Raw genomic sequence first — 20,522 nt, 5'->3', positions numbered from 1 at the left:
TGAACAAAAGTTGAGAAGAGCAGAGTTGGAGTTGAGGAGAGCAGAGAAGAGTGTATCAATTTACAGGATACGTCTGCCCTTTGGCAGGCGTTTTTATATTTTACCCCGTTCTTCCTCTTGTTACCATCCCTGTCTTAAGGAAGATATTCAATAGGTTGTCAATCCTTACGAAGGTGTTTTTCATGATACCCAATGAGACCAGTTGAAAATACATAATTATAGAGAGGTGATTGGAATGTTAACGATATCAAAAGAAGCATTTGAGAGAGAATCTCAAACATATAAGACTGTAGCTGTATCGGCGAAGGTATTTGCAGATACAAAAACACCCATTCAATTATTCCATTTATTTAACGACCAAGCAGCATTTATTCTTGAAAGTAAGGACCCGTTATCTCCGTGGTCAAATTATTCCTTTATCGGATTAAATCCAATTTATTCCCTTTTCGATCAAGATAAATCGTATGTGTTTCAAAATAAAGCTGGTGATGTTTTAGCAGAAGGAAGTGCTTTTCAAGATACTTGGGAAAAAGCGTTGTCCTATTTAAATATTTCTCCCAATATGCCTGACCTTCCTTTTCCAGGTGGGGCGGTTGGATACTTAGGATTCGAAGCTTATGCTCATTATGAGCCTAGGTTAAAGCGTTCAGAAACATCGAGTGATGTATCTTTCTTATTTTGCGAAACCATTTTAGCATATCATCATGAAAAAGAAGAGTTAACAGTTGTTCATCTTCAATCAACAAACAGTACTGATGCGGATAGATCCTATAATCTTGCTAAATCAGAAGTTGATAACATCCTTCAAAAGATTGAAGAGGATAACGTGGTTTCAGCGTCGATGGTTCCAATGACACAAACGAAAGATGAAGATATCTTCAAAGGTGTGGCTTCCAACTATTCTAAAGAGGAATATATGAATCAAGTAAACAAAATCAAAGAATATATTGGTGCTGGTGATATTTTTCAGGCTGTTTTATCGCAAAGATTTGAATTGCCAGTTCGCACGGATGGTTTATCTCTTTATCGCGTCTTAAGAAAGATAAATCCATCTCCATATTTATACTATATAAGATTTAATGATCAGGAAATTATAGGTAGTTCACCAGAGCGCTTAGTAAAAGTGGATGAATCCAAAGAACTTGAAATTCATCCAATTGCGGGTACAAGAAAACGAGGTAAAACGAAAGAAGAAGATGAATTACTAGCTAAGGATCTACTTGGTGATGAGAAAGAACGAGCGGAACACTTGATGCTGGTAGATTTAGCCAGAAATGATATCGGCCGCGTAAGTGAATATGGCTCAGTGAATGTCAAGGATATGATGAACGTATCTTATTTTTCACATGTGATGCACTTAACGACGAAAGTCACAGGCAATTTACGCAAGGGAACACATCCCTTTGAAGCTTTATTTTCTACTCATCCCGCCGGTACGGTTTCAGGAGCCCCTAAGGTCCGTGCTGTTGAAATCATTCAGGAGTTAGAACAAATGAAAAGAGGAGTTTATGCCGGCGCAATTGCTTACTGTGGATTTAATCAGGTGATTGATTCTTGTATTGCGATTCGGACAATTGTCCTTCAAAAGGGAATTGCTTATGTTCAAGCAGGTGCGGGTATTGTACAGGACTCTGTCCCAGAAAGTGAATGGGAAGAGACACGAAACAAAGCAAAAGCATTAATATACGCAATTAAATTAGCCGAGCAGAGATTTGAAGCTGAGGAGGTTTCTAAAAGATGAGCAGAGCGTTAGATAAGATAATGTCAAAAGAAACGTTATCGGAACAGGAAGCACAACATCTTGTAATGGAGATGATGGAAGGTGCTGTTACACAGGAAGAAATGGCCGCAGTTTTAGCCATTCTCCAATTCCGAGGTGAAACTGTTGATGAGTTAGTAGGTTTTGTAAAAGGAATGAAACAAAAAAGTATTCAAATATCATTACCTTTTGAAGTAATGGATACATGTGGTACTGGCGGCGATGGTTCAAGTACGTATAATATTTCTACCGCAGTAGCTATTTTATTAAGCTCAATGGGCGTAAATGTGGCGAAACATGGCAACCGCAGTGTTTCTTCTAAAACTGGTAGTGCAGATGTATTAGAAGAACTAGGTATTCCTTTTCAGAAAAATGAAAAGGAAGCGGAAGATATGCTTCGAAAACATCATCTGACGTTTTTGTTTGCACAAACTTATCACTCTGCAATGAAAAATGTTGCACCCGTCAGAAAGAAATTAGCATTGAAGACTATTTTTAACTTATTAGGCCCGCTGACAAATCCAGCAGGCGCATCACACAGGATTATTGGGGTTTATGATGTTGAAGCTGCCAGAAAAATGGCTGAGGCATCCCGCCGATTAGGAATTCAACGCGCTCTTTTTGTTTGTGGGGAAGATGGGCTTGATGAAATTACTATCCAAGGTAAAACGACTGTTATTGAAGTAAATCAAGGAACTATTAAGGAATACACTATTTCTCCGGAAGACCTAGGTTTATCAACGAATGATATCGATGGCGCAATAGTCGAGACACCACAAGAAAGTGCAGCGCTAATTCAAGCAATTTTTCAAGAGAAAGCGCCAGCAGCAGCAAGGGATTTACTTCTTTTAAATGCAGGGGCTGGTCTCTACGTTCAGGGTGCTGTATCGTCCATGTCAGAAGGAGTCCATGCAGCTAGAAAAGCTTTGGGTGAGCCTGTCATGAAACATCTAGAAGCATTACAAAAGGAGAAGGAGGCTTCGAATAACTGATGACAACTATATTAGATCGTATCGTAGAAAAGAAAAAAGAAGAATTATCATCCTTAATTCTACCAAGCGAACGTCTCGTAACACGTTCGAAGTATTCATTGACGGATTCAATTAGAAACTCTCAACACCCATTAGGGATCATAGCTGAAGTAAAAAAAGCGAGTCCCTCAAAAGGTATCTTAACGCATGATTTTAATCCTGTTGCAATTGCAAAATCTTATCAGAGCATCGGAGCAGCGGGGATTTCAGTATTAACCGATCAATCATTCTTTCAAGGCCATGCGGACTATTTAACAGCAATAAAATCAGAAGTAACAAACCCAATCTTACGAAAAGATTTTATTATTCATGAAAAAGAGGTTTCGTATTCTGAACGAATCGGTGCTGATGCGATCCTTCTCATTGCTGCTATTCTTGAAGGCTCTCAATTAAAAGAGTTGCACACACAGGCAGTCGAACTTGGTATGGACGTTTTGGTAGAAGTTCACAATGAAAGCGAATTAGAAAAGGTACTATCTCATATTACACCGCATTTAATTGGTGTAAATAACAGAAATTTAAGCACTTTTGATACAGATTTGACAACAACGAAGAGACTTCAACAATATATTCCTAAAGAAATTACCTTAATCAGTGAAAGTGGTATTCATTCTAAAAACGATGTTGATAAACTCAGGGAGTTAAATGTAAACGGAATTCTTGTTGGAGAAGGTTTTATGACGAGTCAAAATAAACAACAATTCGTCGATTCTTTGTTTTATGTGAGTGATAAAAAATGAAACCACTTTTAAAGTTTTGCGGTATGATGAATGATAAAGATTATAAAAAGGCAGTAGCATCAAATACTGATCTCATTGGCTTTATTTTTGCTCCCAGCAAACGACAGGTCGATCCAGGTGAAGTTGGTCAATGGACAACTGAAACACCTGTAGGCCCCCATCAGAAGCTTGTAGGTGTGTTTGTAAATGAAACAGTCGAAAAAATTGCTAGCGTTGTTCAGGATGCGAAAATAGACATCGTTCAATGTCACGGTAATGAATCTGTTGAAGAAATTCGAACTGTAAAGAGTATTACAGGTGTGGAAGTGTATAAGACGATCCATCATAACGATAGAGCTATAGAAGAAATGAAAAAATACAGTTCTGTTGCCGATGGCTACCTTATTGATACGAAGACGGCAAATGCTTGGGGGGGCTCTGGAATTGCTTTTGACTGGGAGGCGATACCGAGTTATACCAAGGAGGCAGCTCGACAAGGCGTTCCTTGCCTGATCGCTGGTGGAGTGAAATTAGACAATATTCAAGCTCTATTAAAATATAACCCTTTAGGAATTGATCTATCTTCTGGGATTGAAACAAATGGGGAAAAGGATGAAAGGAAGATGAGTGGAATGACAAAAGCAGTGAATGAAACGTATCAACAACCGGATCATTTAGGACGATTTGGTCCATTTGGTGGAAAGTATGTTCCCGAAACTTTAATGTACGCATTGGAAGAATTAGAAAAAGCTTATGAAGAAGTGAAACATGATGAGAACTTTTCAGCAGAATTACTGAGGGAAATGAAAGAATATTCAGGCCGACCGACTGCGTTAACGAAGGCAGAAAGGTTGTCCAATCATTATGGCGGTGCGACAATTTATTTAAAAAGGGAAGATTTGAATCATACTGGCGCTCATAAAATTAACAATGCTTTAGCACAAGGACTTCTTGCAATAAAAATGGGGAAGAAACAAATTATTGCTGAAACCGGTGCTGGTCAGCATGGGGTAGCTTCCGCAACCGTAGCTGCGAGATTCGGTTTATCATGTAAAGTATTTATGGGAGCGGAAGATATGCGCCGCCAGGAATTAAATGTTTTCCGTATGCGGCTTCTTGGAGCTGAAGTGATTGAAGTCCATTCAGGAGGCAAAACATTAAAGGATGCGACAAATGAAGCGATTAGACATTGGGTAGCTAATGTGCATGATACGTTTTATCTGATCGGCAGTGTCGTCGGTCCACATCCTTATCCGATGATGGTACGTGATTTTCAGAGTGTCATTGGCGAAGAAACGAAATCTCAGTTAGCTGAGAGAATTGGTCGCTTACCAGACGAAGTTGTTGCGTGTGTTGGTGGAGGAAGTAATGCAATGGGAATGTTTTATCCGTTTATCAATGACGATGTCGCTTTAACAGGAGTTGAAGCGGCTGGAAAAGGTACGGATACTTCGGAACATGCGGCTACACTTACAAAAGGTCGAAAAGGTGTGCTTCATGGATCGCTATCATACTTGTTACAGGATGAACACGGAAATATTATTGAGCCATATTCTATTTCAGCCGGATTGGATTATCCTGGAATTGGACCAGAGCATGCTCATTTAAGAGATACTGGCCGCGTGAAATATGAAGCGGTAACCGATTCAGAGGCAATGGCTGCATTAGAAGATCTTTGTAAATTAGAAGGAATTCTTCCGGCAATTGAAACTGCTCATGCACTCGCTTATGTTCGTAAACAAGCACCAAAAATGACCAAGGATGATGTATTACTCGTTTGTCTATCAGGTCGGGGAGATAAAGATGTTCATACGATACAGGAAGTTCTCGGGGGTGACAAAGAATGAACCGAATAAAAAAGAGCAATTTTCAGGATAAAAAAGATAGATTTGTCCCATACATTATGAGTGGAGATCCTAGTTATGATGCTGCAATCGATATTGCTTTAGAGCTTCAGAATGCTGGAGTAGATGCATTAGAATGGGGAGTTCCGTTTAGTGATCCTTTAGCGGATGGCCCTGTGATACAGGCGGCAGGAGACCGGTCTAGAAACGCGGGTGGCAGTTTGACAAGCGCGTTGAAAGGAATTAAAGAAGCTAGAAAAAGAGGACTTGAGCTACCAGTTGTGCTTTTTACCTATGTCAATCCAGTTCTGTCGTATGGAATCGAAAATGTCGTCTTAGCAATGCGGGAAGCAGATATTGATGGGATCTTAATTCCTGACTTACCATTTGAAGAAAGTGAAGAGCTTCGTGAGCTTTGCGGGAAAGAAGATATTTCTGTTATTTCTCTTATAGCTCCAAGTTCCAAGCACCGAATGGAAAAAATCAGCAGACTCGGCGACGGTTTTCTTTACTACGTAACTTCTTTAGGAGTCACAGGCACTAGACAAAGTTTTTCTGATGACTTGGCAGCCTCTATTGCAACATTAAAAACCACAGCAACCGTTCCTGTTCTAGCAGGTTTTGGAATTTCTACACGAGAACATGTTCAGCATTTTCAATCCATTGCAGATGGTGTGATCGTTGGAAGTGCTTTAGTGAAATTTATTGGAGAGCGTAATTTGCTTTTGCAAGAGGAAGAAACAAAACAAAAAGCACTTGAAGAGATTAAAGAATTTGTACAAGAACTCATTTCGTAATAATATAGAGGTAAATACAGTCGATTAGGTGGGGGAGATATCATTGAACATTAAATCATCCATGGTTGGTCTTCAGCCATATCAACCAGGTAAACCGATAGAAGAAGTGAAGCGTGAACTGGGATTAAAAGAAGTAATCAAATTAGCGTCGAACGAAAATCCTTATGGTAGTTCACCAAGCGTAGAAAAAGCTATCATGGAGGAATTTCAAAATATTGCTGTTTATCCAGATGGCTACGCGCAGGAATTGCGAACGAAAACCGCTAATTTGCTCGGTGTAAACGAACAGCAACTTATATTTGGGAATGGATCAGACGAAATTATTTTAATTTTATGTCGTTCTTTTCTAACAAATGAAGACAACATTGTCATTGCAGACCCAACTTTTTCTCAATATGCTCATAATGCTGTAATTGAAGGAACAGAAATAAAGGCCGTTCCATTAAACAATGGCGTACATGACTTGGATGAGATGCTTAAAGCGATCGATGATAATACAAAAATGGTGTTTGTATGCAACCCGAACAACCCTACAGGAACATACGTCAATGAAGATGCATTTATGTCATTTCTAAAAAAGGTGCCAAAAGATGTCCTTGTTGTAAGCGATGAAGCTTATTATGAATATGTTACAGCAGAAGACTATCCATCCACGTTGCCGTTGTTGAAGGATTACCCTAATTTAATGATTTTACGTACGTTTTCAAAGGCATACGGACTTGCATCTTTGCGAGTTGGATACGGGATCGGCAGCGAAAAATTAATTAGGGAAATTGATCCTGGCAGAGGGCCGTTTAATACGAATACTATTGCTCAAAAAGCAGCATTAACTGCCTTGGAGGATCAAGAATTTATTGAATCATGTTACCGGAAAAACAAGACAGAATTAGCGAAGTATGTTGACTTTTGTGAGAAAAATGGTTTTGACTACTATCCGTCACAAGCAAACTTTATCTTAATGGATTTAAGAAAACCAGGCAGCGATATCTTTCAATATTTATTGTCGAAAGGGTTTATTACTAGAAATGGAGAGGCATTAGGATTCCCAACCTCTATTCGGATTACAGTAGGAACACCTGAACAGAATGATAAAATTATTGAAGAATTAACGAATTGGCTCGTATAGGAGGAACACTGTGAGGACACGTATATTTATTATCGGGCTGGGTCTAATAGGTGGCTCCCTCGCTCTTGCAATTAAAAAAGGTTATCCGGAAGCAATTATTGTTGGATACGATATTGATCCTGGTGCCAGAAGACTAGCCAAAAGTCTACAAATTATAGATGAATCAGTAACTTCTGTGTCTGAAGCAGCTTCTGAGGCAGATACAATTATTTTATCAACTCCAGTTGACAGCTCTATCCAGATTTTGAAAGAGTTGACGAATCTTCCTCTAAAAAAGGGCAGTGTAATTACTGATGTAGGCAGTACGAAACAAACAATCGTAGAGAAGGGGCAACAGCTTTTAGAAAAAGGTGTTTATTTCATTGGCGGCCATCCAATGGCAGGATCTCATAAGACTGGTGTCGAAGCTTCTAGAGAGCATCTATTTGAAAATGCCTTTTACATATTAACACCAACTGCTGACGTTCCTTCTGCAAAAGTGATTCAGCTTCAAAATTTGTTGAAAGTAACACAAGCGAAATTTATCCAGTTAGATCCTAAAACACATGATAAGTTTGCAGGTCTTATAAGTCATTTTCCACATATCATTGCTTCTGGATTAGTACATCAAATGACGAAACTAGGGGAACAAGACCCTTTAGTCTCACAATTAGCAGCCGGTGGTTTTCGGGATATAACGAGAATAGCTTCTGCATCTCCGACCATGTGGCGTGATATTTTACTGCACAATCAAGAAACGTTATTGGAAATGCTAGGTGAATGGCAAGATATTATGAAAGAAGTAGAAAGTATGTTAATTGATAAGGATGAGGAGAAAATATACGCTTACTTTTCCGATGCGAAAGATGCACGGGATCAATTGCCATCAAAGAAAAAAGGAGCACTTCTACCATTCTATGACCTTTTCGTTGATGTTCCTGACCACCCTGGGGTGATTTCAGATGTGACAGCTTTGCTGGCAGAAGCAAATATTAGTATCACAAATATCAGAATTATTGAAGCCAGGGAAGATATTATGGGGGTACTGCGTTTAAGCTTTCGCTCAGAAGATGACTTGACTCTTGCTAAAGAACAATTAAAAGTACACATGTATGAGACATATGATGCACCATAAAGGGGGAGACCTATGAGCCAGCAACTTGTGGAACCATTAAAACAATCGTTACAAGGGACAATTGAAATCCCTGGTGACAAATCCATCAGTCATCGAGCAGTGTTATTTGCTTCACTAGCAGAAGGAAAAACAACGATATACGGTTTTTTACGTGGGGATGACTGTTTAAGCACAATTGCCTGCATGAAATCTTTAGGCATTAAAATCGAAGAGAATGAGGATCGTATTGTAGTTCACGGTAAAGGACTTCAAGGTTTTCAGGAACCACAGAGTATTTTGGATGTCGGAAATTCTGGAACAACAATTCGACTTTTATCAGGTGTACTTGCAGGCCAGGAGTTTTCTTCGGTTCTTATTGGGGATGATTCTATTGCGAAACGCCCTATGGCGAGGGTTACAGGTCCTTTAAAAATGATGAATGCAACGATTGATGGCAGAAGCTTAGCCTCTTATACACCGTTACATTTAAGGGGAGGTAGTTTAAAGGGAATCGACTATCATTCTCCTGTTGCAAGTGCGCAGGTTAAATCAGCAATACTGCTTGCAGGTTTATATGCAACTGGAACAACGAAAGTGACAGAACCATCTAAGTCCAGAGATCACTCAGAGAGGATGCTGGAGAGCTTTGGCGTTCATTTAGAGGTTACAGAGAAGTCTGTCTCACTAGTAGGAGGACAGGAGTTGCAAGGGACGACCGTTCAGGTTCCAGGTGACATTTCCTCGGCAGCATTTATGCTAGTTGCTGGAGCAGTCGTTCCCGGAAGTGACATTACTCTTAAGAATGTTGGCATAAACCCTACAAGATCAGGAATGATCGATGTACTACTTGAGATGGGAGCAAACCTTGAAATTCTGAACAAAAGGCACTTTGGAAGTGAGCCTGTAGCTGATTTAAGGATTCAATATTCCGCGTTAAAAGGGACTACTATTAGCGGTGACCTGATTCCGAGATTGATTGATGAGATACCGGCAATTGCTGTTTTGGCTTCTCAAGCCACAGGAAAAACAGTAATTAAGGATGCTGAAGAGTTAAAAGTTAAAGAGACAAATCGAATTGATACGGTTGTAAACCAACTTAAGTTACTGGGTGTGGGTATTGAAGCCACAGATGACGGTATGATTATTCATGGAAATTCAGTTATTTCGGGTGGAACTGTAGAAAGTTATCATGATCATCGAATCGGCATGGCGATGGCTTTGTGCGGCTTAATTTCAAAAGGAAATGTAACGGTAAAAGATACGGATGCGATTGCTGTTTCCTACCCAACTTTTTTTGAAGATCTAAGGGGTCTTATGAAAGAAGTTAACTAGATTAGTATGAGGGTGTTTCATCAGGTCTTTTTGACCTTGTGAGGCACCCTCTATTCATTATTTAGTACAAATGGACATATACACGGCTCTTCTAACATAGCTTGTCTATAAAAAGGATGGGGTGGAGTTAAATGGAATACGTGATGCCAGTTTGGGACGAAAAAACAGGAAAAAATAAAGTGATTCAAATAGAAAACCGATCAATCCGTTACTATAATAAGGCATTTTCCAAGAAGAATATTATGACCTTGGACACAACAACCTTTGATGTTAGGCCAGGTAAAGTTACTATGGATGCCGATATTAGTAATGCCTATATTAGAGGAGAAGGCGTTTCATATTCTAAAAGATTACTATTAGGTGGTTATTCTTCATTTATACACATTGTTGATATTTCTTATGAAAGTCAAACCGATGTCATATTAGATAAATCCAGAAGAGCCTTAATGAATTGTCCTCTTGACTATATTCATGGTGTTCGATTGCCCATTACTAAATTAACTCCATCATGGATCAGACTTCTTAAGAATCATTCCATCTTTTTAATTTGTATTAAACCCAAAACAGTAGAATCCTTATTAAGCATTCCATGGGGAAGGATTTTAGAGGCAGCATTTCCTAAACGTATGATGTTTGTACTTGATCCTGACATAGAAACAGAAAATGAAAAGGGATTAAAAGAAATAAAACAAGCCTGGAGCCGATTGATTACTAGATTTTCAATAAACAGTTTTATGGAAATTTCCTCATTCACAAATGATTTGCCTTTGTTGTTTTTGAAGAGGATGGGACTCTATCCGCATAAAGGGAGCTTCGATTCTGGCAGTGATGCAGATTACTTTATGTATGAGAAAAATGATCCCATGAAAAATAAATATATAGCTCCGGCAATTATCGTACAAAAAGGAGAAATATTGAAGGCTGGAACTTCTTGGTATCTGGGCAATAAAAAAGGGAAAGAATTAAAATATATTATTCCAGAGCAATTACTCTCGATTGAAAATATTCATCGGTATCAGATCGAAAGAAGCAAATTTAGTTAACTTGTTAGAATTGAACTAGTTGACTCATTCCATGTGTCCGTTAAAATGAAAGAAACGAAATGATGAAAGGAAGCTTATTTACAATGAATGAAAAATTAGCAAATGCAATTAAACTTATCGAAGAAGGTCAACATGAAGATGGCCTGACACAAATAGATACCTTGGTTAATGAACCAGAAACAGATGACGAAACAAAGCGGACTATTGCAGAATTATATTTTGAACTAGGTTTAGTAGACCGTTCTATTGTAATTGTGGAAGAATTAATGTTTCAGTACCCTGAACATGGAGAACTCTTTGCTTTTGCAGCAGAGTGTTACAGTGAGTTGGGAAAAGAAGATGAAGCAATCGATATGTTAACGGAAATTAAGCAAGATGATGATTCTTATATTCAAGCACAATTATTACTAGCAGATCTTTACGAAAGTCAAGGATTAGAAGAAGTAGCGGAACAAAAATTAATCGAGGCTTTGAAAAATGAACCGAACGACTCCGTCTTACAATTTGGCTTAGGAGAGTTCTATCTCAATCGGGGAGATTATAACCACGCTATCTCATACTATAGAAAAGCGATTCATCAAGGCGATCTTCCTGATGAGCTTCCAATTCAACCCCAGTTGAGATTAGCGGAAGCATATAGTGCTACAGGAGAATTCGAAGATGCTCTACTTTATTATAAAGAAGGATTAGATGAAGAAGAAACGACAGATGGCCTATTTGGATATGGCTTTACAGCACTTCAGCTGGAAGACTATGAAACGTCAGTTAAGGCTTTTAACAGACTTCTTGAGATGGATCCGGATTACACAACTGTATACTCTTACTTAGCTAAAGCGTTTATTGCGCTCAATCAACGAGAAGAAGCGATGACCGTATTGCAGGATGGTATTAAGAAAGATGAATTTAACGAAGACTTATATTTGGAACTGGCAAGGCTCCATCTAAAAAGTGGAGAAAATAAAGAGGGCAGGCAGTATCTCGAAAAGGTTATCGCATTAAATCCATCGAATGTTACAGCAGTAAAAGAACTTCTGGCTTATTTTGAGGAAAACGAAGATTTTGAAAGTGTATTGGAATTGTTGAGTTTTTTGGATGACTACAATGAATATGACCCTGTCTACGAGCGTTATAGAGGTAAGGCGCTATTTGAGGATGACCAAGTCGAGGAAGCTTTGGAGGCCTATGAAGTTGCTCTTAATTCTTTAACAAGAGACGATGCTTTATTGGAAGAAGCTGCTTTTACATTTTTAGCAAGCAATAAAAAAGAAAAAGGAATTAAATTACTTGAAGAATTATTTAAGGCTTATCCAGAACGTTATGATATTGAAGAAAGACTCATTGATCTTAAAGATTAATAATGACTTTTGGTAATAAATACAAGATCTTATTTGAGGTTTTCAATTGCTCAATTAAAAGTAAAAAACATTACCTCAAATCGTTAAGAAATTATCCAAGGAAACAATAAAAAAATTATCAAAAAAAAAGGATTTAACGATAATTTCTCGAATAAGTATATATAGCAATACCATTATTACTTATTAGTCATGAAGAAAAGAAATGTGAGCTGTCCCTAAATTGTTTATAATATAAGAGGGAGGGATTCTGATGGAAAATTCAGTTCCTGTCATGGAGAAGCGAGACTTTCTTAAATGGTTTTTAGAGGAATACCAATTGAAACGTCGAGAATGTGCATGGTTACTTAATTTCTTAATGAGTGATGATATTTTAATTGAACGTGTTCATTTTGTTGAACAAGCAGAGCATTGTCCTAAAGCGCTGATGATATCGGCGAATAATGTAGAGCATGTGCCGTTTGCATTTCATAAAAATCAACATGTTACGATGGATGCTGAAAAGTCTTTTCATGATATCCGATTAAATAGAAATGAGGATATTTTTATTCAATTGAATTTTAAAAACAAGCAAAAAATACCGCAATACTTAGCTGTGTTAGAAGAAAACCCATATTTGCCGATCAATGAAGAGGAAGAAAATGTTCAAAGCTTATTAGCCGAGATGATCTTAGACGAGTCGTTACGGCATCACAAAATGAAAATGCTTGAAGGCTGTATTGATGAGGCCCTTATGAGTGGTGATAAATTGTCTTTCCGGAACCTGGCTGAACAATATAGTGCACTCAAAGCCCTTGAGTAAAAGGGCTTTTCGTTTTTGAATAGAGGATATTTCAAAAAAAATAATGACTTTTGACACGTACTTTGAAGCAATCCGTATAGAAGACAGCTTCTTTACGAAGCATCTTGGGAAGACCTCATTGATGATTAAGAGATTGTGGCTGAAATATTTAACAGGATGTAGATAAAGGAGATTGGAAAAATGAAATGGAAAATGGATCAGATAGAGATGTACTCAAAGGCAAAAGAATATGTTGACACTGCAATAATACCTCTTACCCCTGTTCAATGGGGAAAGGATGAGAAAAACATTATAAACATGGGAGAATATACAAATTATCTATCAGACTATATTGAGAGACAATTTATAGGAAGAGTTTTTTTATTCCCCTCTTTTACATACTTGAAATTTGAATCTAAAGAAGAAAAAATTAGAAGACTAGTTGAATGGGACAAGCATTTATATCAAGAAGGTTTTAAATATATTATGTATATAACTGCAGACAGTGAATGGAAAATAGTTGAAAAAAAACTACCTGGTGAACTTATTTGGCTTCCAGCAATTTCAACAGAAACAACAAAAACAGATCAATTTAAAAAAACAATTCAAGAGCAGGTTCAGCAGGTTATGCCTTTGTTTTCCTTGAAGTGGCAAGAAGAGCCAACCGAAAGAGAAGACTAAGTTATTATTCTTCTAAAATGATCTTGTGGATTTTGTTGACATAGACCGTTTTTTTGGGCTATCATTATGATGTCTTAGTATGTTTTTTGTGTGTAGAATAATTGGGAAGAACTGTATGTGAGGAGGGAAGATCGTGAGTGAAAAGAAGCATCGAGTTTCAAGGCGTCAATTTTTAACTTATACATTAACAGGCGTTGGTGGTTTTATGGCTGCGGGTATGCTTAGTCCAATGGTTCGGATGGCATTAGATCCAGCATTAGAAGCCTCAGGCGGTTCAGATTTTATTTCTGTTGGTATTGGTGAAGATGAGTTGACCGGAGAACCTCAACGCGTAGATTTTAATGTAGAAATAGTAGATGCTTGGCATACTTCAGAGCAGTCTCAATCTGCATGGATTTATAAAGAAGGTGATGAAATTGTTGCCCTATCACCAACCTGTACACATTTGGGTTGTACAGTAAACTGGGATGCTAACGAAGATTATCCAGGTAATTACTTTTGTCCGTGTCATGGTGGTCGTTTTGAAAAAGATGGTACAAACATCGCTGGAACACCGCCAACACGACCGTTGGACATTTATGATGTAGAAGTCCGGGACGGTATGGTTTATTTAGGACAAACTAATGAGCGTTAAAGGGGGGAAATGAAACAATGCTACAAAAAGTATATGATTGGGTAGATGAACGGTTAGATATTACCCCTTTATGGCGTGATATTGCTGATCACGAAGTGCCTGAGCACGTTAACCCGGCTCATCACTTTTCAGCGTTTGTCTATTGTTTTGGTGGTTTGACATTTTTTGTTGTCGTTATTCAAATTCTATCTGGAATGTTTTTGACCATGTATTATGTGCCAGATATAATTAATGCTTATGAGTCTGTGTATTATTTACAAAATGATGTCACTCATGGGATGATCGTAAGAGGGATGCACCATTGGGGCGCCAGTCTCGTTATAGTGATGATGTTCCTACATACATTACGTGTATTCTTTACAGGATCATATAAGAAACCTAGAGAATTGAATTGGGTAGTTGGGGTACTCTTATTCTTTGTTCTTTTAGGTTTAGGTTTTACCGGGTATTTATTACCTTGGGATATGAAGGCATATTTTGCTACTGTAGTTGGACTTGAAATTGCAGAAAGTGCACCAGTTATTGGTGGCTTTGCTAAAACGTTACTAGCAGGTGGAGAAATTATAGGGGCACAAACATTAACACGCTTTTTTGCGATTCATGTGTTCTTCTTACCTGGAGCTTTATTAGGATTATTAGGCGCCCACTTTTTCATGATTAGAAAACAAGGTATTTCTGGACCATTGTAAAAAGGGTGTTTATAAGATAAGGAGGGAAAGCTATGCATCGCGGGAAAGGGATGAAGTTTGTTGGTGACTCACGTGTCCCAGCAGAGAAGAAACCAAATATACCGAAAGACTATTCTGAATATCCGGGTAAAACAGAAGCATTTTGGCCGAACTTCTTGCTTCGCGAGTGGATGGTTGGGGCTGTTTTTCTTGTCGGATACTTAGTACTGACAGTTGCCCATCCAGCACCGCTAGAGCGAGTTGCAGATCCAACTGATTCTGGTTATATACCGTTACCAGACTGGTATTTCTTATTTCTTTATCAGTTATTGAAGTATGAGTTTGCTGCTGGTCCATACACAGTAATGGGAGCAGTTGTTATTCCTGGTATTGCGTTTGGTGCATTGTTGTTGGCACCTTGGTTAGATAAAGGGTCAGAACGTCGCCCATTAAAACGACCAATAGCTACATCGTTAATGCTTTTAGGTTTTGTATCTGTATTTTTCTTAACATGGGAATCTGTAGATCAACATGATTGGGAAGCGGCAGCAGAACAAGGTGAAATTACGGATGATGTAGATATGGAAGTTGATGAATCAGCGGAAGGTTATCAAATTTTTGAGTCGCAGGATTCCTGTATCGGATGCCATGGTGGAGATATGTTAGGTGGATCATCTGGTCCAAACATGTTCGAAAGTGACTACGATACCGAGGAAGTAATTGAGATTATTACTAACGGTAAAGGTGCAATGCCTGCTGGTCAGTTCGAGGGTTCTGAAGAGGAACTTGAAACTCTTGCTGCATTTATTGCTAACGACGGACAAAGTGCCGACGGTGGCGATGCTGAGGCAGAAGAAGATGGTAGTGAAGAAGAAGCTGAAGAAGCTACGGAAGAATAATAGATGTTCCCATGGGAAGCTGGCTGAAGAAAATCAGTCAGCTTTTTTTCTACTATCTATTATGAAATTTCTTTGTAAAGGAAGATGATAATGATTTCCTATTTGTTACATATAATTAGTCGGCGATGGTTTATCGCGCTATTGTTAGCAGTGAATATTGGAGGGACGATTTATGGGTATATCTGGTATGAGTCTCAATTAGCAAATACACCTCTAATTTTTCTGTTATTTGTTCCGGATAGTCCAACGGCAAGCTTATTTTTCTGTCTTGTATTAATTGCATTTCTGTTCGGGAAAAATATACCTATCTTAGAAGCACTGGCAGCTGTAACATTATTAAAGTATGGTGTGTGGGCTGTAGTAATGATTTTGGCTGCCAAAGTTGCTGGTAGTAATATAGGAATACTCAATTTCATGCTAATAGCCTCTCATCTAGGCATGGCAATCCAAGGTCTTTTGTATACGCCCTATTACAGAATCAGACCATGGCATTTAATCCTTGTAGCTATCTGGACAATACATAATGATGTGATCGATTATATATATAATATGCACCCCGGAGTGGCAAGCTCTATTCAACCCTATATACAAGAAATCGGCTACTTCACTTTTTGGCTAGGCATTGCCTCCCTTTTCACTGTATATATTCTAAATAAAACTAGCTTGGAAAGACAAATAGAAGAAAAATAACTTAATACAGCGTGAGCTTTCGTTACTTAGTTGCACCTTTACAATGCGTGGAGGTGTTTTTTAATTTTGAGGGTGGCAGCCGCCAGCTGTACATTCTAGCTTTTAAAAAAAGTATCGGTCTACTCTTGTCCTACTCATCATAAGATGAAGTAAGAAATAGAGGAGGGTCGGGCATGAGGAAAGGCAAACAATTACTTATATGGTTTTCATGTTATTTCCTGATTTTTTCTGCACTTTTTTATATAAATGATGGACGAGTATCTGGGAATACTAACGATGGATGGGCGGAATTAAATCATCAAAGTGATACAATTTTAAAATACGTTAAGCAAGAACATTATGAAGAAGCTTCAAAGATATTAGAGGGATTTTCCGAACATTTTCTTGAAATGCTAAACGAAGAAAAGTTAACGATGAAAGAGCTTCAAGTGATAACTATGTCCTATGATGATGCACTTGAAGCTGTCAAAAGTACTTCTTTATCTAAAGCTAAGAGGATTCAATTAGTTTATGAATTAAGACTCTTAATGGATGCTTATATGAAGCATGAGGATCCTTTGTGGAAAGAGATGGAAGAACCTTTACTTTTATCCTTGCAGAGCCTTCATATATCTTCAGATGAAGCAGATTTAAAAACAATAGAATCCCCATTACGATCTTTTATTGGGCACTATAATACTGTTCAGCCAGCCTTAACTGTTGCACTTGAGGAAACGAATCTTCAAATACTTCATTCACAAGTTAAATACTTAGTTTTAATGACAAACGATTCGATCAAACCAAAAGAGTGGAATGCCCATCTCGAAAAAATAGAAGCTCAATTAGTAGTTATTTTTGACGAGGAAGAATCAACATTAGCCGATCCATCACTTTATTGGTTAATTATCACGATGAGCAGTGCTATTTTGAGTACTCTTTCGTATGTCGGTTTCAAAAAATTTCGTGGTCATAAGCAAGAAGTCGTTAATAAAAAAAACAGAAGACGGGATCAAGATAACTAACCGAATCATTTAGATTGACACCAATCAATTATTTGACTAAAATTGATTTTATAATTGAAGAAGAAGTTAATTCTGGGAGGAATAGCAGCATGATTGAATCTTTTGGAGGTTTTATTCTTTACTTTGCGTTGTTAATGATTATTCCTTGGTGGGCTAGTTCAAGAGTGAAAAGTACGTATCGAAAATATTCACAAGTTGCTTCATCCTCAGGAATGACTGGTGCAGAAGTAGCTCGGAAAATATTAAATGATAACGGTATATATGACGTGACAGTAGAGCCTGTTAAAGGTCAACTGTCAGATCATTACGATCCAAGAAAAAAAGTTGTTCGATTATCTGAACATAATTATTATGGGAATTCAATTGCAGGGGCTGCAGTAGCTGCTCACGAGGTTGGACACGCTATGCAGGATGCAGAAGCGTACAGTTTTTTACGTTTACGATCTACTCTAGTTCCTGTAGCTAGTTTCGGTTCAAACAGTTCCATTTTCTTAATTATCGGTGGTATTCTCTTAACGCAACCGAGTCTGGTATTAGTTGGTATTATCTTCATGTCATTTGCTGTACTGTTCCAGCTTGTTACATTACCAGTGGAGTTTAATGCGTCAAATCGAGCAATGGAACAAATTGTTTCAACTGGAGTTATCAGAAATAATGAAGAAAAAGAAACTAAAAAGGTTCTGAATGCCGCTGCATTAACTTATGTTGCAGCAGCACTAGTAGCTCTAGCAGAATTGATACGATTTGTACTAATGTTTTTAGCAATGAACAGAGAATAATTTAAAGGTGTGTCACTAGGTAAAGAAACCAAGTGACACACCTTTTTTAAAATTTTTAGAAACCTAAATCTCTAAAGGTTTTTTGTTTTCATCCAAAGTAAAGCCTTCGCCCATTACATCCTGAACATCACCTAACGAGACGAACGCGTGTGGATCTAATTTAGCAATAAGGTTTTTTAGGCGTACTAGTTCATTTCGTCCTACCACACAATACAGTACTTCACGATCTTCACCTGTGAAGGTTCCTTTCCCTTTTAATATCGTTGCTCCTCGGTCCATCTCTTGTAAGATTGCAGAGGCAATATCAGTGGCATGTTCTGAGACAATCATCGCTGCTTTTCCAGAGTATGCCCCCTGCTGCATGAAATCAATAACTTTTGCTGCGACAAACACGGCTAACAAAGTATACATTGCTTCACGATAATTCAAATAAATAAGAGAGGAAGTAATTACAACGGCATCGAAAATAAACATTGTTCGTCCCATGCTCCAACCAAAATATTTAAAACCTAAACGAGCGAGAATATCCACACCGCCCGTTGTGCCGCCATAACGAAAGACAATTCCTAAACCAACACCTAGAAAAACGCCAGCAAATAAGGCCGCTAATGTCATATCATCATATAGAGGTATAGAAACAAACGTATACGCTTGAAATAACCATAAGAAAAAAGACACAGACAAAGTTCCAATTAACGTATAGATAAAAGCATTGCGTCCCAGTATTTTCCACCCGATGATAAATAAAGGTATATTCAGAACGAGATTAGAATAAGCTGGATTTATTTCAAAAATAAAATAAAGAATTAATGTTATACCGGTGAAACCACCATCAGCTAAATTGTTCTCCATATTAAAATAAACTAATCCAAAAGACATGATAGCTGTTCCCAGGATAATAAATAAAACATGCTTCCATTGTAATTTAGCAGTCAATCGAACCCTCTCCTTTCTAAAGATAAGACTGTATTAAATAACAGCTTTTTTAAAGACCAGAAGAAGCCTATGCTGATTTTAGTCATAACTGCTATATTATAATTCAAAGGAAAATAGGGTTCAATGAAAAAATATTTGTCAAATACGATTGTTTTCGCTAGGATAAGCGTATAGGCTTTTGTAAGAGAAAGGATCGTGAGGATCATTATGAGTGAAAAATCAGTACAGGAAATGCAAAAAGAAGTAGATCAATATATCTCTCAATTTAAAGAAGGTTATTTTTCACCATTAGCACTAATGGCAAGACTAACGGAGGAAACGGGAGAATTAGCTCGAGAAATAAATCATTACTATGGAGAAAAACCCAAAAAAACATCGGAAGAAGAAAAAACATTAGAGCAGGAACTTGGCGACATGTTATTCGTAATGATTTGCATGGCAAACTCTTTAAATATTAACTTGGAGGAGTCATTTGATCTCGTAATGGAGAAATTTCAGACGCGTGATAAAGATCGTTGGACTAAAAAAGAAAACTCGGAGGAATAGACATGATACATATAGTAATCGCGGGACCAAGAGGTAATATGGGAAAAGAAGCCGTAAAAATGGTAAGTGCAGAAGAGAGTTTTCAATTAACCGCTGTTGTAGACCGTCATCATAATGGTTTTCAAATGAGAGATGTAGAAGGTATGGAGCCTTTAGATGTTCCGATTTTTGAGGATATGGAGCAGTGCTTCCAACAAGTAACCTGTGACGTTCTTATAGATCTAACAAGTCCTGAAGTCGGGAAGAAACACATGGTCACAGCTTTCGACTACGGTGTGAGACCTGTAGTAGGAACAACCGGGTTCAGTGACGAAGATATCAGTCAACTTTCACAAATTGCAGAAGAGAAAAAAATAGGCGCAATTATTGCCCCTAACTTTGCAATTGGCGCGATACTATTAATGAAGTTTTCTAAAATGGCCGCTAAATATTTACCTGATGTTGAAATTATTGAGCAGCATCATGACCGGAAATTGGATGCGCCATCTGGGACAGCAGTTAAAACTGCTCAAATGATTTCAGAGGTTCGTGAACCAAAGAAACAAGGGCACCCCGATGAAAAGGAACAGCTTAAAGGGGCCAGAGGAGCAGAGTATGATGGAATGAGAATACACAGTGTTCGTCTGCCCGGGTTAGTTGCTCACCAGGAAGTAATATTTGGTGGAGAAGGTCAATCGTTAAAGCTCCGTCATGATTCGTTTAATCGCACATCCTTTATGCCTGGTGTAAAATTAGCGTGTGAAACAGTCATGGGTCTAACTGTCCTTATATATGGTTTAGATCAAATTGTTGAATAAAAAATAGACTGGTA

General features: G+C 38.0%; 21 protein-coding genes. 20 read left to right on the top strand and 1 reads right to left on the bottom strand.

The features are described from left to right. The first annotated feature begins 235 nt into the window (after nucleotides 1-235). The 18 genes from trpE to ACHABW_RS03785 all read left to right on the top strand — a co-directional run bounded on the left by trpE (nucleotide 236) and on the right by ACHABW_RS03785 (nucleotide 18,229). Nucleotides 236-1,741, top strand: a complete 1,506-nt coding sequence (gene trpE / locus ACHABW_RS03870; protein ID WP_435754127.1) for an anthranilate synthase component I — start codon at nucleotides 236-238, stop codon at nucleotides 1,739-1,741. Beyond that, complete coding sequence (trpD, locus tag ACHABW_RS03865; protein ID WP_435754126.1) at nucleotides 1,738-2,751, top strand: anthranilate phosphoribosyltransferase; 1,014 nt, start codon at nucleotides 1,738-1,740, stop codon at nucleotides 2,749-2,751. Before trpE ends, trpD begins: the two co-directional genes overlap by 4 nt. Next, nucleotides 2,751-3,530: an indole-3-glycerol phosphate synthase TrpC gene (gene trpC / locus ACHABW_RS03860; protein ID WP_435754125.1), complete on the top strand. Its 780-nt coding sequence runs from the start codon at nucleotides 2,751-2,753 to the stop codon at nucleotides 3,528-3,530. The genes trpD and trpC overlap by 1 nt, the downstream gene beginning before the upstream one ends. Continuing rightward, nucleotides 3,527-5,356, top strand: a complete 1,830-nt coding sequence (gene trpB / locus ACHABW_RS03855) for a tryptophan synthase subunit beta (protein ID WP_435754124.1) — start codon at nucleotides 3,527-3,529, stop codon at nucleotides 5,354-5,356. Before trpC ends, trpB begins: the two co-directional genes overlap by 4 nt. Beyond that, the gene (gene trpA / locus ACHABW_RS03850) at nucleotides 5,353-6,150 is read left to right on the top strand and encodes a tryptophan synthase subunit alpha (protein WP_435754123.1); all 798 of its coding nucleotides are present in this window, start codon (nucleotides 5,353-5,355) and stop codon (nucleotides 6,148-6,150) included. The genes trpB and trpA overlap by 4 nt, the downstream gene beginning before the upstream one ends. Nucleotides 6,151-6,193: 43 nt before the next feature. Beyond that, nucleotides 6,194-7,276, top strand: coding sequence for a histidinol-phosphate transaminase (hisC, locus tag ACHABW_RS03845; RefSeq protein ID WP_435754122.1), 1,083 nt, complete (start codon nucleotides 6,194-6,196; stop codon nucleotides 7,274-7,276). 10 nt (nucleotides 7,277-7,286) lie between these two features. Further along, nucleotides 7,287-8,390 carry a prephenate dehydrogenase gene (locus tag ACHABW_RS03840; RefSeq protein WP_110935257.1) on the top strand — a complete coding sequence of 368 codons (1,104 nt, stop codon included), beginning with the start codon at nucleotides 7,287-7,289 and terminating at the stop codon, nucleotides 8,388-8,390. A 12-nt stretch (nucleotides 8,391-8,402) separates the two neighbouring features. Next, a complete protein-coding gene (aroA, locus tag ACHABW_RS03835; RefSeq protein ID WP_435754121.1) occupies nucleotides 8,403-9,701 on the top strand; it encodes a 3-phosphoshikimate 1-carboxyvinyltransferase in 1,299 nt (432 codons plus the stop codon). Between the two features lie 131 nt (nucleotides 9,702-9,832). After that, nucleotides 9,833-10,744, top strand: coding sequence for a hypothetical protein (locus ACHABW_RS03830; RefSeq protein WP_435754120.1), 912 nt, complete (start codon nucleotides 9,833-9,835; stop codon nucleotides 10,742-10,744). Nucleotides 10,745-10,803: 59 nt separating this feature from the next. Further along, a complete protein-coding gene (locus ACHABW_RS03825; RefSeq protein WP_435754119.1) occupies nucleotides 10,804-12,099 on the top strand; it encodes a tetratricopeptide repeat protein in 1,296 nt (431 codons plus the stop codon). A gap of 250 nt (nucleotides 12,100-12,349) precedes the next feature. After that, nucleotides 12,350-12,898 (top strand): ReoY family proteolytic degradation factor, encoded by a 549-nt coding sequence (locus ACHABW_RS03820; RefSeq protein WP_110935261.1) that lies wholly within the window; start codon nucleotides 12,350-12,352, stop codon nucleotides 12,896-12,898. Between the two features lie 180 nt (nucleotides 12,899-13,078). Beyond that, nucleotides 13,079-13,558, top strand: a complete 480-nt coding sequence (locus tag ACHABW_RS03815) for a YpiF family protein (protein ID WP_435754118.1) — start codon at nucleotides 13,079-13,081, stop codon at nucleotides 13,556-13,558. 133 nt (nucleotides 13,559-13,691) lie between these two features. Then, nucleotides 13,692-14,192 carry a ubiquinol-cytochrome c reductase iron-sulfur subunit gene (locus tag ACHABW_RS03810; protein ID WP_110935263.1) on the top strand — a complete coding sequence of 167 codons (501 nt, stop codon included), beginning with the start codon at nucleotides 13,692-13,694 and terminating at the stop codon, nucleotides 14,190-14,192. 17 nt (nucleotides 14,193-14,209) lie between these two features. Further along, nucleotides 14,210-14,881, top strand: coding sequence for a menaquinol-cytochrome c reductase cytochrome b subunit (gene qcrB / locus ACHABW_RS03805; RefSeq protein ID WP_110935264.1), 672 nt, complete (start codon nucleotides 14,210-14,212; stop codon nucleotides 14,879-14,881). A 32-nt stretch (nucleotides 14,882-14,913) separates the two neighbouring features. Next, complete coding sequence (locus ACHABW_RS03800) at nucleotides 14,914-15,759, top strand: c-type cytochrome (protein WP_435754117.1); 846 nt, start codon at nucleotides 14,914-14,916, stop codon at nucleotides 15,757-15,759. 90 nt (nucleotides 15,760-15,849) lie between these two features. Then, entirely contained in the window at nucleotides 15,850-16,449 is a 600-nt protein-coding gene (locus ACHABW_RS03795) for a DUF1405 domain-containing protein (RefSeq protein WP_435754116.1), read from the top strand. A 173-nt stretch (nucleotides 16,450-16,622) separates the two neighbouring features. Then, complete coding sequence (locus tag ACHABW_RS03790; RefSeq protein WP_435754115.1) at nucleotides 16,623-17,450, top strand: sporulation protein YpjB; 828 nt, start codon at nucleotides 16,623-16,625, stop codon at nucleotides 17,448-17,450. A gap of 89 nt (nucleotides 17,451-17,539) precedes the next feature. Continuing rightward, nucleotides 17,540-18,229 (top strand): zinc metallopeptidase, encoded by a 690-nt coding sequence (locus tag ACHABW_RS03785; protein WP_435754114.1) that lies wholly within the window; start codon nucleotides 17,540-17,542, stop codon nucleotides 18,227-18,229. A gap of 63 nt (nucleotides 18,230-18,292) precedes the next feature. On the opposite strand, the gene ACHABW_RS03780 is transcribed toward ACHABW_RS03785, so the two are convergent. Beyond that, complete coding sequence (locus ACHABW_RS03780; protein WP_435754113.1) at nucleotides 18,293-19,165, bottom strand: YitT family protein; 873 nt, start codon at nucleotides 19,163-19,165, stop codon at nucleotides 18,293-18,295. Nucleotides 19,166-19,372: 207 nt separating this feature from the next. On the opposite strand from ACHABW_RS03780, the gene ACHABW_RS03775 reads away from it, so the two are divergent. Further along, nucleotides 19,373-19,711, top strand: a complete 339-nt coding sequence (locus ACHABW_RS03775) for a nucleotide pyrophosphohydrolase (protein ID WP_110935270.1) — start codon at nucleotides 19,373-19,375, stop codon at nucleotides 19,709-19,711. A gap of 2 nt (nucleotides 19,712-19,713) precedes the next feature. Continuing rightward, nucleotides 19,714-20,508 carry a 4-hydroxy-tetrahydrodipicolinate reductase gene (dapB, locus tag ACHABW_RS03770; RefSeq protein ID WP_435754112.1) on the top strand — a complete coding sequence of 265 codons (795 nt, stop codon included), beginning with the start codon at nucleotides 19,714-19,716 and terminating at the stop codon, nucleotides 20,506-20,508. The last annotated feature ends 14 nt before the right edge of the window (nucleotides 20,509-20,522 follow it).

The organism is Salipaludibacillus sp. CF4.18 (genome assembly GCF_051262595.1).
Classification (GTDB): Bacteria; Bacillota; Bacilli; order Bacillales; family Salisediminibacteriaceae; genus Salipaludibacillus; species Salipaludibacillus neizhouensis.
This window is presented reverse-complemented; position numbering and strand designations above follow the sequence as displayed.